The following is a 15255-nucleotide window of genomic DNA, read 5'->3' on the forward strand; positions in this document are numbered from 1 at the left end:
TTAATTTGCAACCTTGTTGGTCATGGCGTTTGATTGCGCAAAAAAAAGATCGCAGACACAGCTGCGATCTTTGGGGGGAGCGGGGGAGGGATCAGCGCAGGGTATCGACCATGTCGGCGATGGTGGTCAGCACGTCCTTGCCCAACTGTTTCGAGCGCTTGCCCGACCAGCCCGTTTCTTTGTTCGGATGGTCGTCGTGATCCTTGAACGGCATTTCCAGGGTTAGCGACAGGCAGTCGTATTTCTGGCCGACCGCGTTGCAGGCCAGGGTCATGTTGGCCTGACCCGGTTCGTCGCGGGTGTAGCCATATTTGGTCTGGAAGTCTTTCGTGGTGTGCTTGAGGTGCGTGCGGAAATGCTCTTCGAGCTTCTCGATGCGCGGCGTGTAACCCGGGTTGCCTTCGCAACCGGCGGTGAACACGTGGGGAATTTCTTCATCACCGTGTACGTCGAGGAATAGATCGACGCCGTACTTTTCCATCTGCTGTTGTACGAAAAGTACCTCTGGGCTGATGTCCTGACTGGCGCTCTGCCAGGCGCGGTTCAGGTCCTGGCCCATGGCGTTGGTACGCAAATGCCCGTGGAAGGCGCCGTCCGGGTTCATGTTCGGTACCAGATACAGATCGGCGCTGGCCAGCAGCTTGTTCAGCACCGGGTCGTCGTGGCGCTCCAGGCGTTCGATCACGCCTTCCATGAACCATTCGGCCATGTGTTCGCCCGGGTGCTGTTGCGCGATGATCCAGATTTTGCGCTGGCCTTCGGCGCCGCTGCCCTTGCGCAGCAGCTGAATGTCACGACCCTCGACGCTTTTGCCGGTGGCCAGCAGTTCGGTGCCGGCCTTGGTCAGCGCTTGCTCGATCAGCCAGTCGTGACGACCTCGGCTGTAGGGTTCGAAGTAGGCGAACCAGGCGTGGGTCTGCGTGGCTTCGAGGGAGAAGCGCAGACAGTCGCCTTCGAAAATCGTTGGTACGCGGAACCAGTTGACATGGTCGTAGGACGCCACGGCTTGATAACCGGTCCAGGCTTTGTTGTACGAGGATTGGCTGGCGTTATTCAGACGAAACCAATGCTCTTGGCCAACGTGCAGGCCGCTGGCCTTGAAGTGGAACCACTGAAAATGCGCGCTCCGGGTATCCGGGCGAATGGCCAGAACCGGGTTGAGCGGATTGGAGATGTCGATGACTTGAATGTTGCCGCTGTCGAAGTTGGCGCTGATGTCGAACGAAGATTTGGCCACGGTCATAATCGGTTCCTGAATATGATTTTTATGGCGGCTACTTTACACGCAAGACAGGGCTGAAACCGAGGGAAATTGCGGGTTGCGGTGGGGGGCGTCTTCCGTGACGCGCAAGCAGCTTAGAGACTGTGCGATTGATTCTCAAGTGCTAATTGTCATTAGTTTGCCCCAATCGGGCCGGGCTTTGCTTGCCAAGCGATATTCTTTTGATATTATCCGCGCCATCGAATTTGCAGCACCCAAAGACTTCATTAGCCTGAAGCCACAAGCCCGAAAAACGGGCAAAAAAAGACCCGGCAAAAAGCCGGGTCAAAAACCGTGATTAGCCTGATGAGGAGATAGTCCAGAAGACCGACCTAAGGTCTCTGGTCCATCGACTGATCTCGCGACCAGCTGCTTGCAATAATAATCATTATCATTTGCAAGTCAAATGTTTTTATCTGCGCGATCGGAAAATTCTTTTCTGTCCGTCCGCTTCCCGTGTCCGTCAGAGCTGTTCGCCATCAATTGAATGGTCGACCATCGCCCGCGCCATATCCACCATATGCACCACCGAAAATGCCAGGTCGCGGCTCGCGCCCTGCAGGTTTTCGGCTGCCTTGAAGGCGGTGGCGGCTGCGCAGCGCAACAGATCCGACGCGTGCACGAGGGCCTCTTCGCCGCTGAGATGGCGTTTTACATTGAAAAATCGCTCGTCGACCTCGGGTTCTGAAACAGCTGGTTTCAAGTAATAGTCCAGTGCTCGCTGCGCTGCCGCGTTGCCTTGAGGGGAGGTGAACGTGGTGTCCATTTGCAGATCGGGCAAGTCTTTGCTGCTGATATTCATGGTGAAGGGGCACTCCTTGTTCGATTGAAAGTCCGTGCTTCCAGCATAGTACGATGCGTAGTTGTGACGAGGATTTAAATACTACAATATGTGTTTTGCCGGCCGAAGGCGGGGCAAGTAAGGTGCCGCACATGGATAAATGGATTGAGTTGGTCAAGGCCAAGATGAGTGAACTCAAAATCACTCAAACAGAGCTCGGAGAGCGCGTCGGCATGTCCCAGGGCGGGATCGGCCATTGGCTGAACAAACGTCGCGAGCCGGGTATTACGGAAATGAACCGCGTATTGCAGGCGCTGGGGATGGACTTCCTTGAAGTGGTGCTGGTGATTCGCGAGCCGCAGGAGACCGACGATGACGAGATGCCGCTGGCGCAGAAGTACAACCCGTATTTCCGCTATCCGGTCAGCGATTGGCACACGCCGTGCGAATCGCGCGAGAGTGCAACCGCCGCTTACGCCCCGACGCATGACAAGCAGCGCTTCGAACTGACGGACTATCACGCCCGTGGCGCAGCGTTCTGGCTGACCGTGACGGGAAATTCGATGACCGCACCTTCAGGTCAGAGCATCGCCGAAGGCATGCTGATCCTGGTGGACCCGGAGGTGGAGGCGCTGCCCGGCAAACTGGTGATCGCCCAGTGGCAGGGCTGCGACGAAGCGATCTTCCGCAAGCTCGACGAAGAGGGCGGCCAGCGTTATCTGGTACCGCTCAATCCGACCTGGCCCAAAGCCCTGTTCACCGATGAGTGTCGAATCATCGGCGTGGTGGTTCAGGCCACGGCGCGTTTCTAGTCAGATCGATCCTCGCTCGGCGTAGGATCGATCTCCCATTTACTCGGCTTCCAGTTCCACCAAAGCGCTGCCTTCGCCGACCATTTCGCCTTCCTGGCAATACAGCGCTTTGATCACTCCCGCATGGGGCGCGCGAATGCTGTGCTCCATCTTCATCGCCTCCAGCACCACCAGTTGCGCACCGGCCTCGACCGATTGCCCGGCCTCCACCAACACCCGCACGATGCTGCCGTTCATAGGCGCAGTCAGACCGCCCTGATGGCTGTGGCTGGCGTCGACGGCGCTGATTGGGTCGAACATCTGAATACGCCGCAACTCGCCTTCCCATTGCAGGTACAGCGAATCGCCCTGACGAATGGCGCGCAAGGTGCGACGTACGCCATCGTGCTCGACGACCAATGCTTCATCCGACAGTTTGGCGTTGTCGGTGCTGCCCAAGGTCAACGCCCGATCCTGACCTTCGCAGCTCAAGTGCAAGGTGACTTCCGCCGGCAACCCTGCGCGCAACCCGCTGTTCAACGCCCACGGCGAACCCAGGTCATCCGTCCGAACAGCGCCCGGCAGACTCTGCGCGAAAGCCTGTGCTGCGGTCTGCCAGAACTCATCGCTCAGCTCACCCGGAGCGGGCAGCAGCGTTTCCTGATAACGCGGAATAAACCCGGTATCCAGCTCCGCGGCGGCAAACGCGGGATGCGCGATGATCCGCCGCAGGAAGTTGATGTTGGTCTTCAAGCCGCCAATCGCGAACTCATCAAGCATGCTCAACAGCCGTAGGCGCGCCTGCTCGCGATCCTCGCCCCAGGCGATCAGCTTGCCGAGCATCGGGTCATAGAACGGCGAAATTTCATCGTCTTCTGCAACCCCGCTATCCACCCGACGCCCCGGTCCGGCGGCCGATTCACGGTAAAGCTCCAGACGTCCGGTGGCGGGCAGGAAATCATTCGACGGATCTTCGGCATACAGGCGCACTTCAATCGCATGGCCATTGAGCGGCACCTGATCCTGGGTGATCGGCAGCGCTTCACCGCGCGCCACACGAATCTGCCACGCCACCAGATCGAGGCCAGTGATCGCTTCGGTGACCGGGTGCTCGACCTGCAAGCGCGTGTTCATCTCCATGAAGAAGAATTCGCCACGCGCATCGAGCAGAAACTCGACGGTGCCGGCACCGACGTAACCGATCGCCTGCGCCGAACGCACGGCCGCTTCGCCCATGGCGCGGCGCAGTTCCGGGGTCAGGCCCGGGGCCGGGGCTTCTTCGACGACCTTCTGGTGCCGGCGCTGGATCGAGCAATCGCGCTCGTTGAGGTACAGGCAGCTGCCGTGCTGGTCAGCGAACACCTGGATTTCCACGTGACGCGGCTTGAGCAGGTATTTCTCCACCAGCATCCGCGAATCGCCAAACGACGACTGCGCCTCACGCTGCGCCGAGGCCAGCGCTTCGGCCAGTTGGCTGACGTCCTCAACCACTTTCATACCTTTGCCGCCGCCACCGGCCGTGGCCTTGAGCAGTACCGGATAGCCAATGCGTGCGCAGGCATCGCGGAAGGTTTCGAGATCCTGCGCCTCGCCGTGATAGCCCGGCACCAGCGGCACACCGGCGGTTTCCATCAGCGCCTTGGCTGCGGATTTGCTACCCATCGCGTCGATGGCCGAAGCGGGCGGGCCGAGGAAAATCAGCCCGGCCTGTTCAATGGCACGGGCGAAGCCGGCATTCTCCGACAGGAAACCGTACCCCGGGTGAATCGCCTGCGCGCCGCTGGCCTTGGCCGCCGCGATCAGCTTGTCGATTTGCAGATAACTGTCGGCGGCTTTGCTGCCCCCGAGATCAACGCGGATATCCGCCTCCCGGCTGTGCCGCGCTTCGCGGTCGGTGGCACTGTGCACGGCGACGGTGGTCAGGCCCAAGGCCTTTGCGGTACGCATGACCCGGCAAGCGATTTCGCCACGGTTAGCCACCAGCAGGGTGGTGAGAACAGGTGCGCTCATCAACGCGGCTCCTTGGTGGTGGTTGCGGTTTGCCAGCTCGGTGCACGTTTTTGCAGGAAGGCGCGCAAGCCTTCCTGGCCTTCAGGGCTGACGCGGATGCGCGCGATGGCGTTTTCGGTGTAGCGGCGCAGCGCCGGGGTCAGCGCGCCGTTACCGACTTCGCGCAACAGATCCTTGCTGGCGCGCATCGCGGCCGGACTGTTGAGCAGCAGATTGTCGATCCATTGCTCGACCGCTTGATCGAGTTCGGCAGCCGGGTAGCTGTCGGACAACAAACCGATTTCTCGCGCACGCTGCCCGCCGAAGCGCTCGGCAGTCAGCGCATAACGACGCGCGGCACGTTCGCCGATGGCCTGCACCACGAACGGACTGATCACCGCCGGCGCCAGGCCGATGCGCACTTCCGACAGACAGAATTGCGCGTCATCGGCGCCGATTGCCATGTCGCAGCAACTGATCAGCCCCAGCGCGCCGCCGAACGCCGCGCCCTGCACCACGGCCACGGTCGGGATTTTCAGCTTGGCGAGGTTGTACATCAGCTCCGCCAGTTCGCGGGCATCGTCCAGGTTGGTGTGGTAATCGAGTTCGGCCGATTGCTGCATCCACGCCAGATCGGCGCCGGCGCTGAAATGCTTGCCACGCCCGCGCACCAACAGGAAACGCAGGCTGGCGTCGCTGGCAACCTTGTCCAATGCCAGAATCAGTTCGCGGATCATTTCGGCGTTGAACGCGTTGTTCTTTTCCGCACGATTGAGCCACAGGGTGGCGAAACCCCTTGGGTCGCTCTGCAGTTCGAGGGTGTTGAAGTCGCTCATATTCTTCCGTCTCCACGGTTCTTGTGGGAGCGAGCCTGCTCGCGAAAGCGGTGTATCAGTCGAAGTATCCGGAGCTGACAGACCGTCCTCGCGAGCAGGCTCGCTCCCACAAAAAAAGCATCACATCCGGAACACGCCGAAGCGGCTCGGTTCGATAGGCGCGTTCAACGACGCGGACAAGGCCAGGGCCAGCACATCGCGGGTCTGCGCCGGGTCGATGACGCCGTCGTCCCACAGGCGTGCGCTGGAGTAGTAGGGGTGACCCTGCTCTTCGTACTGGTCGAGGATCGGTTGTTTGATCTCGGCTTCCTGCGCGGCGCTGAAGGCTTGGCCGCTGCGTTCGGCCTGCTCGCGCTTGACCTGCACCAGCACGCCCGCCGCCTGCTCGGCACCCATCACGCTGATGCGCGCATTCGGCCACATCCACAGGAAGCGCGGATCGTAAGCGCGCCCGCACATGCCGTAGTTGCCGGCGCCGAAACTGCCGCCGATGATCACGGTGAATTTCGGCACTTTGGCACAAGCCACGGCGGTCACCAGTTTCGCGCCGTGTTTGGCGATGCCGCCGGCCTCATATTTCTGGCCGACCATGAACCCGGTGATGTTCTGCAGGAACAGCAGCGGAATGCCGCGCTGGCAGGCCAGTTCGATGAAGTGCGCGCCTTTTTGCGCGGCTTCGGCGAAGAGGATGCCGTTGTTGGCGAGGATCGCGATCGGGTATCCATGCAGGTGCGCGAAACCGCAGACCAGCGTGGTGCCGAACAATGCCTTGAATTCATCGAACACCGAACCGTCGACCAGCCGCGCAATGACTTCGCGCACATCGAACGGCTGTTTGGCGTCGGCCGAAACCACGCCATATAACTCGTCGCTGGCGTACAGCGGCGCAATCGGCGTGCGCTGCTGCACTTCGCCGAGCTTGCGCCAGTTGAGGTTGGCGACGCTGCGGCGGGCGAGGGCGAGGGCGTGCTCGTCGCTCTCGGCGTAATGGTCGGCCACGCCGGAAATCTTGCAGTGCATATCCGCACCGCCCAAGTCCTCGGCGCTGACCACTTCACCGGTCGCGGCTTTCACCAGCGGTGGGCCGGCGAGGAAAATCGTTGCCTGATTGCGCACCATGATTGCTTCGTCAGCCATCGCCGGCACATAAGCGCCGCCCGCGGTGCACGAACCCATGACCACGGCGATCTGCGGAATGCCCATGGCGCTCATGTTGGCCTGGTTGAAGAAGATCCGGCCAAAGTGTTCGCGATCCGGGAACACTTCGTCCTGACGCGGCAGGTTGGCGCCGCCCGAGTCCACCAGATAGATGCACGGCAGGCGGTTCTGCTGGGCGATGGTCTGCGCGCGCAGGTGTTTTTTCACGGTCAGCGGGTAGTACGAGCCACCTTTCACTGTCGCGTCGTTGGCGACGATCATGCACTCGACGCCTTCGACCCGGCCGATCCCGGCAATCACCCCGGCGGCCGGTACGTCTTCGCCATACACGGCGTGTGCGGCGAGCTGGCTGATCTCGAGAAACGGCGAGCCCGGATCGAGCAGACGGTTGATGCGTTCGCGCGGGAGCAACTTGCCCCGCGAGGTGTGACGTTCCTGGGCTTTCGCGCCGCCGCCCTGCGCCACTTGGGCGAGCAGGGTGTGCAGCGCGTCGACCTGTTCAAGCATCGCCGCGCTGTTGGCGGCGAACTCCGCTGAACGGGGATTGAGCTGGGTATGCAGGATAGCCATGTGCAGCTCCGTTTTAGCGGGTTTCGTTGAACAGTTCGCGGCCGATCAGCATGCGCCGGATCTCACTGGTGCCGGCGCCGATTTCGTAGAGCTTGGCATCACGCAGCAGACGCCCGGCCGGGAATTCGTTTATGTAGCCGTTACCGCCGAGAATCTGGATCGCGTCGAGGGCCATTTGCGTGGCGCGCTCGGCGGTGTAGAGGATCACTCCGGCGGCGTCCTTGCGCGTGGTTTCGCCACGCTCGCAGGCCTGGGCCACCGCATACAGGTAGGCGCGGCTGGCGTTGAGCTGGGTGTACATGTCGGCGACTTTGCCCTGGATCAGCTGGAATTCGCCAATGCTCTGGCCGAACTGCTTGCGATCGTGGATGTACGGCACGATCAGGTCCATGCACGACTGCATGATCCCGGTCGGGCCGCCGGACAGCACCACGCGTTCATAATCGAGGCCACTCATCAGCACTTTCACGCCGCCATTGAGCACGCCGAGGATATTTTCTTCTGGCACTTCGACGTCATCGAAGAACAGCTCGCAGGTGTTGGAACCGCGCATGCCGAGCTTGTCGAACTTGTTGCTGCGGCTGAAGCCTTTCCAGTCGCGCTCGACGATGAACGCGGTGATGCCGTGCGGGCCTTTTTCCAGGTCGGTCTTGGCGTAGATCACGTAGGTGTTGGCGTCAGGGCCGTTGGTGATCCAGGTCTTGCTGCCATTGAGCACGAAGCGGTCGCCGCGTTTGTCGGCGCGCAGTTTCATCGAAACCACGTCGGAGCCGGCGTTCGGCTCGCTCATGGCGAGTGCGCCGACGTGTTCGCCGCTGATCAGCTTCGGCAGGTATTTGGATTTCTGTTCGTGGTTGCCGTTGCGGTTGATCTGGTTGACGCAGAGATTGGAGTGCGCGCCGTAGGACAGCGCCACGGAAGCCGAGCCGCGGCTGATTTCTTCCATCGCCACCACGTGCGCCAGGTAACCCAGACCCGCACCGCCGTACTCTTCCGGCACGGTGATGCCGAGCAGGCCCATGTCACCGAATTTGCGCCACATGTCGGCCGGGAACAGGTTGTCGCGGTCGATCTGCGCGGCGCGTGGGGCGATCTGATCGGCGACGAAGGACTGAACCTGATCGCGCAGCATGTCGATGGTTTCACCGAGGGCGAAGTTCAGGGATGGGTAGCTCATGGGTCACCTTTTGGCTTTTTTGTAGGGTGGGGAGGGCGGTCGAGCGGCTCTCACCTTTACGTTAACGTAAGCCTGTGACGAATGGCTGTCAATCACCCTTTACGTTAACGTCAACATAGACGAGAGTAGGACCAGTTCAGGATTGAAAGCGGAGTGCTTTTGGTGGGAGCGGGCTTGTGTGGTGAGGGGATTTATCCCCGATGGTTGGCGAAGCCGACCCAAAACCTGTGAATGCGGTTCAACAGGAAAAACTGAGGGTGCGCTTCGCACACCATCGGGGATGAATCCCCTCGCCACAGTTGACTCCCGCCAAGAGCAAAATCCCGGTAAACCCACTAATAAAGACAATAGGGGTCGTCATGGATCAACCCAGTGCAAACCCGCAGCGCAGCTATACGCGAGGCTCACAGGACAAAGCCTTGTTGGCGATGACCATCGGGCAGAAGTTCGATCAGACTGTCGCGCAACACCCGCACGGTGAAGCGCTGGTCGTACGGCATCAGCAGTTGCGCTACACCTGGCAGCAGCTGGCCCATAGCGTCGATCTGCACGCCAGAGCCTTGCTGGCGCTAGGTTTGCAGGCCGGCGATCGGCTTGGCATATGGGCGCCGAACTGTGCGCAGTGGTGCATCACGCAAATCGCCACGGCGAAGCTCGGCGTGATCCTGGTCAACATCAACCCGGCCTACCGCAGTTCCGAACTGGAATACGTGCTCAAACAGTCCGGTTGCCAGTGGCTGGTTTGCGCCGGCGCGTTCAAGTCCTCCAACTACCACGCCATGCTGCAAGGAGTGGTGCCGGAACTCGCCGAGCAATCCATCGGCCAGTTGCGCAGCGAACGTCTACCGGATTTGCGCGGGGTGATCAGCCTCGACGCACAGCCACCGTCGGGCTTCCTGCCGTGGTCGCAACTGGCCGATCTGGCGAGCAGTGTTTCGCCCGAACAACTGCGTGAGCGCAGCGACAGCCTGCACTTCGATCAACCGGTGAACATCCAGTACACCTCCGGCACCACCGGTTTCCCCAAGGGCGCGACCCTCAGTCACTACAACATCCTCAACAACGGTTACATGGTCGGCGCAAGCATCGGCCTGACCCCGAGCGACCGCCTGGTGATCCCCGTGCCGCTGTATCACTGCTTCGGCATGGTCATGGGCAACCTCGGCTGCATCACCCACGCCAGCACCATGATTTATCCCAACGACGCGTTCGACCCGTTACTGACCCTGCAAACCGTCGCCGAAGAACAAGCCACCGGCCTCTATGGCGTGCCAACCATGTTCATCGCCATGCTCGATCAACCGCAGCGGGCCGAGTTCGACCTGTCGACCCTGCGCACCGGGATCATGGCCGGCGCCACTTGCCCGATCGAGGTAATGCGCCGGGTCATCAGCGAGATGCACATGAGCGAAGTGCAGATTGCCTACGGCATGACCGAGACCAGTCCGGTGTCGCTGCAGACCGGACCCAACGATGAACTTGAACTGCGCGTGACCACCGTCGGCCGCACTCAGCCGCAACTGGAAAGCAAGATCATTGACGAGGCGGGCAACCTGGTGCCGCGCGGCACGATCGGTGAGCTGTGCACCCGCGGTTACAGTGTGATGCTCGGTTACTGGAGCAACCCGCAAGCCACGGCCGAAGCCATCGACGAGGCCGGCTGGATGCACACCGGCGATCTGGCGAGTATGAACGATGAGGGGTACGTGAACATCGCCGGGCGCAACAAGGACATGATCATTCGCGGCGGCGAGAACGTTTATCCGCGTGAGCTCGAAGAGTTTTTCTTCACCCACCCGGCGGTGGCGGACGTACAAGTGATCGGCATTCCGTGCTCGCGTTACGGCGAGGAGATTGTCGCCTGGATCAAATTCCATCCCGGCCACAGTGCCTCCGAACAAGAGCTGCAAGCGTGGTGCAAGGAGCGCATCGCCCACTTCAAGACGCCGCGTTACTTCAAGTTTGTGGAGGAGTTTCCGATGACGGTGACGGGCAAGATCCAGAAGTTTCGGATGCGTGAGATCAGTATCGAGGAGCTCCGCGAAAAGCAGGCCTGACAACAATCAAATGTAGGAGTGAGCCTGCTCGCGATAGCGGTGTCTCAGTCAATATTTGCATCGACTGACACACCGCTATCGCGAGCAGGCTCACTCCTACAAGGGGCGGCGGGGGATTCGGGAATCACAGAAAGCACAAAGGGGAGCCGAGGCTCCCCTTTAATTTTGTCGTCGCGTGCTCTTTTTATTTTTGAGGGGCGGTCTGTTGTTGTTTTTGGCAACCGTGGCCCTTTACCGCTGTTTTTGGCGACCCCCATCCGGGGTCAAGAGCAAACGTATTTTTTTGAGCGCTGATCTGCTTTCTCGTTAAACGATCCAACCGATTCGGGAGCTACCTGAAGGTAGTTTTATTGTTCTCTGCCCGGTTGCGGGTCACTCCTGAGAGCACCCTGAAAAGCACACCTTCTCCAAAAAAATCTGTTAGCTGCGTCTCTGCCGTGTTGTTTTTGTTATGTCAGAGTCGGTACGTCTTATTTTTATTGGTTTGCTGCTTTTTATTCTTGTTATGCCATAGAGATAGCAGAAGCCGTGCCAACTTTTTAAATCCCTTGTAAATCAATGCCTTGAGATTTTTGAAGGATTTTTCCTTCAGGGCAAACCAGACAATTTGTTTCCGTGTTACTCGACTTCGCCCACGTTTCGGACACAGCGGTAACACCTTCGCCCTCACTGGGCGTTACGGGCCTTGGCCACGCGCGAACCGCTCGGGCGACCGAGCACCGCGCTGATCTGCTGACCCGCCGCAATCAAGGCGTCCAGGTCGATACCGGTCTCGATGCCCAGGCCGTTGAGCAGGTACACCACGTCTTCGGTGGCGACGTTACCGCTCGCGCCTTTGGCGTACGGGCAGCCGCCGAGGCCGGCGATAGAGCTGTCGAACACCGCGATGCCTTCCAGCAGGCTGGCATAGATGTTGGCCATCGCCTGGCCGTAGGTGTCGTGGAAGTGCCCGGCGAGTTTTTCCCGTGGCACTTGCGCTGACACCACTTCGAACAACCGCCGGGTCGCGCCGGCGGTGCCGGTGCCGATGGTGTCGCCGAGGGACACTTCGTAGCAGCCCATCGCATACAACTCGCGGGCGACCATCGCCACTTGTTCCGGTTCGACCTCGCCTTCATAAGGGCAGCCGAGCACACAGGACACGTAACCGCGCACGGTAACGCCATGCTGTTTCGCCGCTTCCATGATAGGTGCGAAGCGCGCCAGGCTTTCGCTGATCGAGCAATTGATGTTGCGCTGCGAGAACGCCTCGGACGCGGCGGCGAACACCGCGACTTCTTTCACGCCTGCTGCCAGCGCGTCTTCAAAGCCGCGCAGATTCGGCGCCAGTGCGCCGTAGGTCACACCGGGCCTGCGCTGGATCTGCGCAAACACTTCGGCGGAGCCGGCCATCTGCGGCACCCATTTTGGTGAGACAAAACTGCCGACTTCGATGTAAGCCAAACCGGCGGCGCTCAGGGCGTCGACCAGTTGCACCTTGTCAGCCACGCTGATCGGTTGGGCTTCGTTCTGCAGGCCATCGCGCGGGCCGACTTCGATCAGGCGTACTTGGGAGGGGAGGGACATGGGGTTGACCTGCTCATTTTCGGAATTACATGAGGTCCCTGTGGGAGCGGGCTTGCTCGCGAAGGCGGTGTATCAGATACAAAATTTGTCGCCTGACACTCCGCCTTCGCGAGCAAGCCCGCTCCCACAGGGAATGAGTTGTGGCTGATTACTGCGCTATCTGCTGGCTCTTCAGCGTCTGCTCCAAAGCCTGCACGCAGCGTTCTTCAGCGGTATCGAGTTCCAGCTTCATCTGTTCGATGTCGAGCAACTGCTGCTCGAGCTGTTCGCGGCGCTCGCCGATTTTTGCCAGCATGCTGTTGAGCTGTTTGGTGTTACCGCTGGACGGGTCATAGAGCTCGATCAGCTCACGGCATTCGGCCAGGGAGAAACCGATGCGCTTGCCGCGCAGGATCAGCTTCAGGCTGACCTTGTCGCGCGGCGAGTAGATGCGTTCCTGGCCACGACGCTCGGGGCTGAGCAGGCCTTGTTCTTCATAAAAGCGGATCGCCCGGGTGGTGATGTCCAGCTCGCGGGCGAGGTCGGAAATGCTGTAGGTCTGGCTGCTCATGAAAGCGCTCGGAAAAAGGTCTTGACGCTAAGCTAATGGCGAGTTGACGTTTACGTCAAGCAGGATGATCTGCGGTGTTCTTGTGGGCCTCATCGCGAGCAGGCTCACTCCTACAATTGAAACGCGGTCGTATGTAGGAGTGAGCCTGCTCGCGATGCCAGCGACTCGGTGCAAAGACTTACACCTTCTCCAGCTTCTTCTCCTGCGCCGCCACCTGCTGGCACAACTCGATGATCTGCTCGCGCATCCAGCGATTGGCCGGGTCCTGGTCGGTGCTTTCATGCCAATACAGGTGAGTCTCCAGCGGCGGCACGTCGTTGACCGGCAGGTTGAACGCATGCAAGTCATTACGCCGGGCAAAGCGCTCGGGTACCGTCATCACCATGTCGGTCTGCTGCATGACCTGCGACGCCATCAGATAATGCTGCGAGCGCAGGGCGATCTTGCGCTGAATGCCCATTTTGCCCAGCGCCAGATCGACGTAGCCCAGACCACTGCGGCGGCTGGAAATGTGGATGTGGGTCAGCGACAGATAGTCATCCAGCGACAGTTTTTCCTTGCCCGCCAGCGGATGTCCCTTGCGCATCGCACAGACGTAACGGTCTTCCATCAGCTTGACGTGGCGCACCTGCGGGTCGGTGTTGAGCGGGGCATCGACGGCAAAATCCAGGCGTCCGGCCGCCAGTTCCTTGGTGGTCTCGCGGCGTTTTGACAGGAAACTTTCAATGATCACCGTCGGCGCCAGACGCCGCAAACGCTGGAACAGCGGCGGCAGGATCACCGCCTCAGTGAGGTCGGTCATGCTGATGCGATAAGTCTTCACCGCCTGCGCCGGGTTGAAAATCCGGCTCTCCTGGACTGACACCCGCAGCAGCGACAGCGCGTTGCGCACCGGGCCGATGATGTTCTGCGCCATCGGCGTCGGCACCATGCCTTGGGCGGTGCGCACGAACAGCGGATCGTTGAAGGTCTCGCGCAACCGCGCCAGCGCGTTGGACACCGCCGGCTGGGTAATCCCGACAATCTGCCCGGCGCGGGTCAGGTTGGCTTCGGTGTAAATCGCGTCGAAGACGATGAAAAGGTTGAGGTCGACCTTACTCAGATTCATAACGCGGCTTCTCTTGTTCTAGGGGCTGACGATCAGCGGATCATATATCGGTGATGAATGTTTATACACGCCGAGAATAGGCTAGGTAAATTATCAGTGCTGTTCTAGCATCGATTGCATGATTTGAACAACCTCTGCCCATAGAAGGTAATTGCTCATGGATTTCGCTTATTCGCCCAAGGTGCAAGAACTGCGTGAGCGCGTGACCGCGTTCATGGACACTTACGTTTACCCGGCCGAAGCCGTGTTCGAACGCCAGGTTGCCGAGGGTGATCGCTGGCAGCCGACCGCGATCATGGAAGAGCTCAAAGCCAAGGCCAAGGCCGAAGGGCTGTGGAATCTGTTCCTGCCGGAATCGGAACTCGGCGCCGGCCTGACCAACCTTGAATATGCACCGCTGGCGGAAATCATGGGCCGTTCGTTGTTGGGGCCGGAGCCGTTCAACTGCTCGGCGCCGGACACCGGCAACATGGAAGTGCTGGTGCGCTACGCCAACGAAGAGCAGAAGCAGCGCTGGCTCGAACCGCTGCTACGCGGCGAGATCCGCTCGGCGTTCGCCATGACCGAGCCGGACGTGGCCTCGTCCGACGCCACCAACATGGCTGCCCGCGCCGTGCGTGATGGCGATGAATGGGTGATCAACGGCAAGAAATGGTGGACTTCCGGCGCCTGCGACCCGCGCTGCAAGATTCTGATCTTCATGGGCCTGAGCAACCCTGACGCACCGCGCCATGCGCAGCACTCGATGATCCTCGTGCCGGTTGACACCCCCGGGGTGAAAATCGTCCGCCCGCTGCCGGTATTCGGCTACGACGACGCACCGCACGGTCACGCTGAAGTGCTGTTCGACAATGTGCGCGTGCCGTACGAAAACGTTCTGCTCGGCGAAGGTCGCGGCTTCGAAATAGCTCAGGGTCGCCTAGGTCCAGGGCGGATTCACCACTGCATGCGCTCGATCGGCATGGCTGAACGCGCACTGGAACTGATGTGCAAACGCTCGGTGAGCCGTACCGCGTTCGGCAAACCGTTGGCGCGTCTGGGCGGTAATGTCGACAAGATCGCCGACTCGCGGATGGAAATCGACATGGCGCGCCTGCTGACCCTGAAAGCGGCGTACATGATGGACACCGTCGGCAACAAAGTGGCGAAGAGCGAGATTGCGCAGATCAAGGTCGTCGCGCCGAACGTGGCGCTGCGGGTGATCGACCGAGCGATCCAGATCCACGGCGGGGCCGGGGTCTCCAACGATTTCCCGCTGGCCTATATGTACGCCATGCAGCGCACCCTGCGCCTGGCCGACGGCCCGGACGAAGTGCACCGCGCGGCGATCGGCAAGTTCGAGATTGGCAAGTATGTGCCGAAGGAAATGCTGCGCAGCGGTCATTAAGACCGCGTCGCCGGCTTCGCGAGC

At 60.4% G+C, this 15255-nt stretch carries 13 protein-coding genes; 4 read left to right on the plus strand and 9 right to left on the minus strand.

Going from position 1 to position 15255, the window contains the following annotated elements:
• Positions 1-91: 91 nt before the first annotated feature.
• The gene (locus CRO59_RS13410) at positions 92-1243 is read right to left on the minus strand and encodes a M14-type cytosolic carboxypeptidase (protein WP_097088171.1); all 1152 of its coding nucleotides are present in this window, start codon (positions 1241-1243) and stop codon (positions 92-94) included.
• Between the two features lie 97 nt (positions 1244-1340).
• Here CRO59_RS13410 and CRO59_RS13415 point away from each other — a divergent pair, with 97 nt between their 5' ends.
• Positions 1341-1559 carry a hypothetical protein gene (locus CRO59_RS13415; RefSeq protein WP_097088216.1) on the plus strand — a complete coding sequence of 73 codons (219 nt, stop codon included), beginning with the start codon at positions 1341-1343 and terminating at the stop codon, positions 1557-1559.
• Positions 1560-1724: 165 nt separating this feature from the next.
• On the opposite strand, the gene CRO59_RS13420 is transcribed toward CRO59_RS13415, so the two are convergent.
• Entirely contained in the window at positions 1725-2063 is a 339-nt protein-coding gene (locus tag CRO59_RS13420) for a DUF6124 family protein (RefSeq protein ID WP_097088169.1), read from the minus strand.
• Between the two features lie 131 nt (positions 2064-2194).
• On the opposite strand from CRO59_RS13420, the gene CRO59_RS13425 reads away from it, so the two are divergent.
• On the plus strand, positions 2195-2854 hold the full coding sequence (locus tag CRO59_RS13425; RefSeq protein ID WP_096795671.1) for a LexA family transcriptional regulator: 660 nt from the start codon (positions 2195-2197) through the stop codon (positions 2852-2854).
• A 39-nt stretch (positions 2855-2893) separates the two neighbouring features.
• Here the strand turns inward: CRO59_RS13425 and CRO59_RS13430 are convergent, their stop codons facing one another.
• The 4 genes from CRO59_RS13430 to CRO59_RS13445 form a co-directional block, all read right to left on the minus strand.
• Positions 2894-4843, minus strand: coding sequence for an acetyl/propionyl/methylcrotonyl-CoA carboxylase subunit alpha (locus CRO59_RS13430; protein ID WP_097088167.1), 1950 nt, complete (start codon positions 4841-4843; stop codon positions 2894-2896).
• Positions 4843-5658 carry a gamma-carboxygeranoyl-CoA hydratase gene (locus CRO59_RS13435; protein ID WP_097088166.1) on the minus strand — a complete coding sequence of 272 codons (816 nt, stop codon included), beginning with the start codon at positions 5656-5658 and terminating at the stop codon, positions 4843-4845. The genes CRO59_RS13430 and CRO59_RS13435 overlap by 1 nt, the downstream gene beginning before the upstream one ends.
• Positions 5659-5778: 120 nt before the next feature.
• Positions 5779-7386, minus strand: coding sequence for a carboxyl transferase domain-containing protein (locus CRO59_RS13440; protein ID WP_097088164.1), 1608 nt, complete (start codon positions 7384-7386; stop codon positions 5779-5781).
• A gap of 13 nt (positions 7387-7399) precedes the next feature.
• Positions 7400-8563 (minus strand): isovaleryl-CoA dehydrogenase, encoded by a 1164-nt coding sequence (locus CRO59_RS13445; protein ID WP_007961115.1) that lies wholly within the window; start codon positions 8561-8563, stop codon positions 7400-7402.
• Between the two features lie 359 nt (positions 8564-8922).
• Between CRO59_RS13445 and CRO59_RS13450 the strand changes: the two genes are divergently transcribed.
• Entirely contained in the window at positions 8923-10620 is a 1698-nt protein-coding gene (locus CRO59_RS13450; RefSeq protein ID WP_097088163.1) for an AMP-binding protein, read from the plus strand.
• Positions 10621-11286: 666 nt separating this feature from the next.
• Here the strand turns inward: CRO59_RS13450 and CRO59_RS13455 are convergent.
• From CRO59_RS13455 to CRO59_RS13465, 3 genes are all read right to left on the minus strand, one after another.
• Positions 11287-12186 (minus strand): hydroxymethylglutaryl-CoA lyase, encoded by a 900-nt coding sequence (locus CRO59_RS13455; RefSeq protein WP_097088161.1) that lies wholly within the window; start codon positions 12184-12186, stop codon positions 11287-11289.
• A 148-nt stretch (positions 12187-12334) separates the two neighbouring features.
• A complete protein-coding gene (locus CRO59_RS13460; RefSeq protein WP_027614625.1) occupies positions 12335-12736 on the minus strand; it encodes a MerR family DNA-binding transcriptional regulator in 402 nt (133 codons plus the stop codon).
• Between the two features lie 178 nt (positions 12737-12914).
• Positions 12915-13844: a LysR family transcriptional regulator gene (locus CRO59_RS13465; protein WP_097088160.1), complete on the minus strand. Its 930-nt coding sequence runs from the start codon at positions 13842-13844 to the stop codon at positions 12915-12917.
• Positions 13845-14001: 157 nt separating this feature from the next.
• Here CRO59_RS13465 and CRO59_RS13470 point away from each other — a divergent pair, with 157 nt between their 5' ends.
• Positions 14002-15231, plus strand: coding sequence for an acyl-CoA dehydrogenase (locus tag CRO59_RS13470; protein ID WP_003223710.1), 1230 nt, complete (start codon positions 14002-14004; stop codon positions 15229-15231).
• Positions 15232-15255 lie beyond the last annotated feature (24 nt).

Origin of the sequence: Pseudomonas sp. LAMO17WK12:I5 (assembly GCF_900215165.1) — a bacterium.
Classification (GTDB): domain Bacteria; phylum Pseudomonadota; class Gammaproteobacteria; order Pseudomonadales; family Pseudomonadaceae; genus Aquipseudomonas; species Aquipseudomonas putida_A.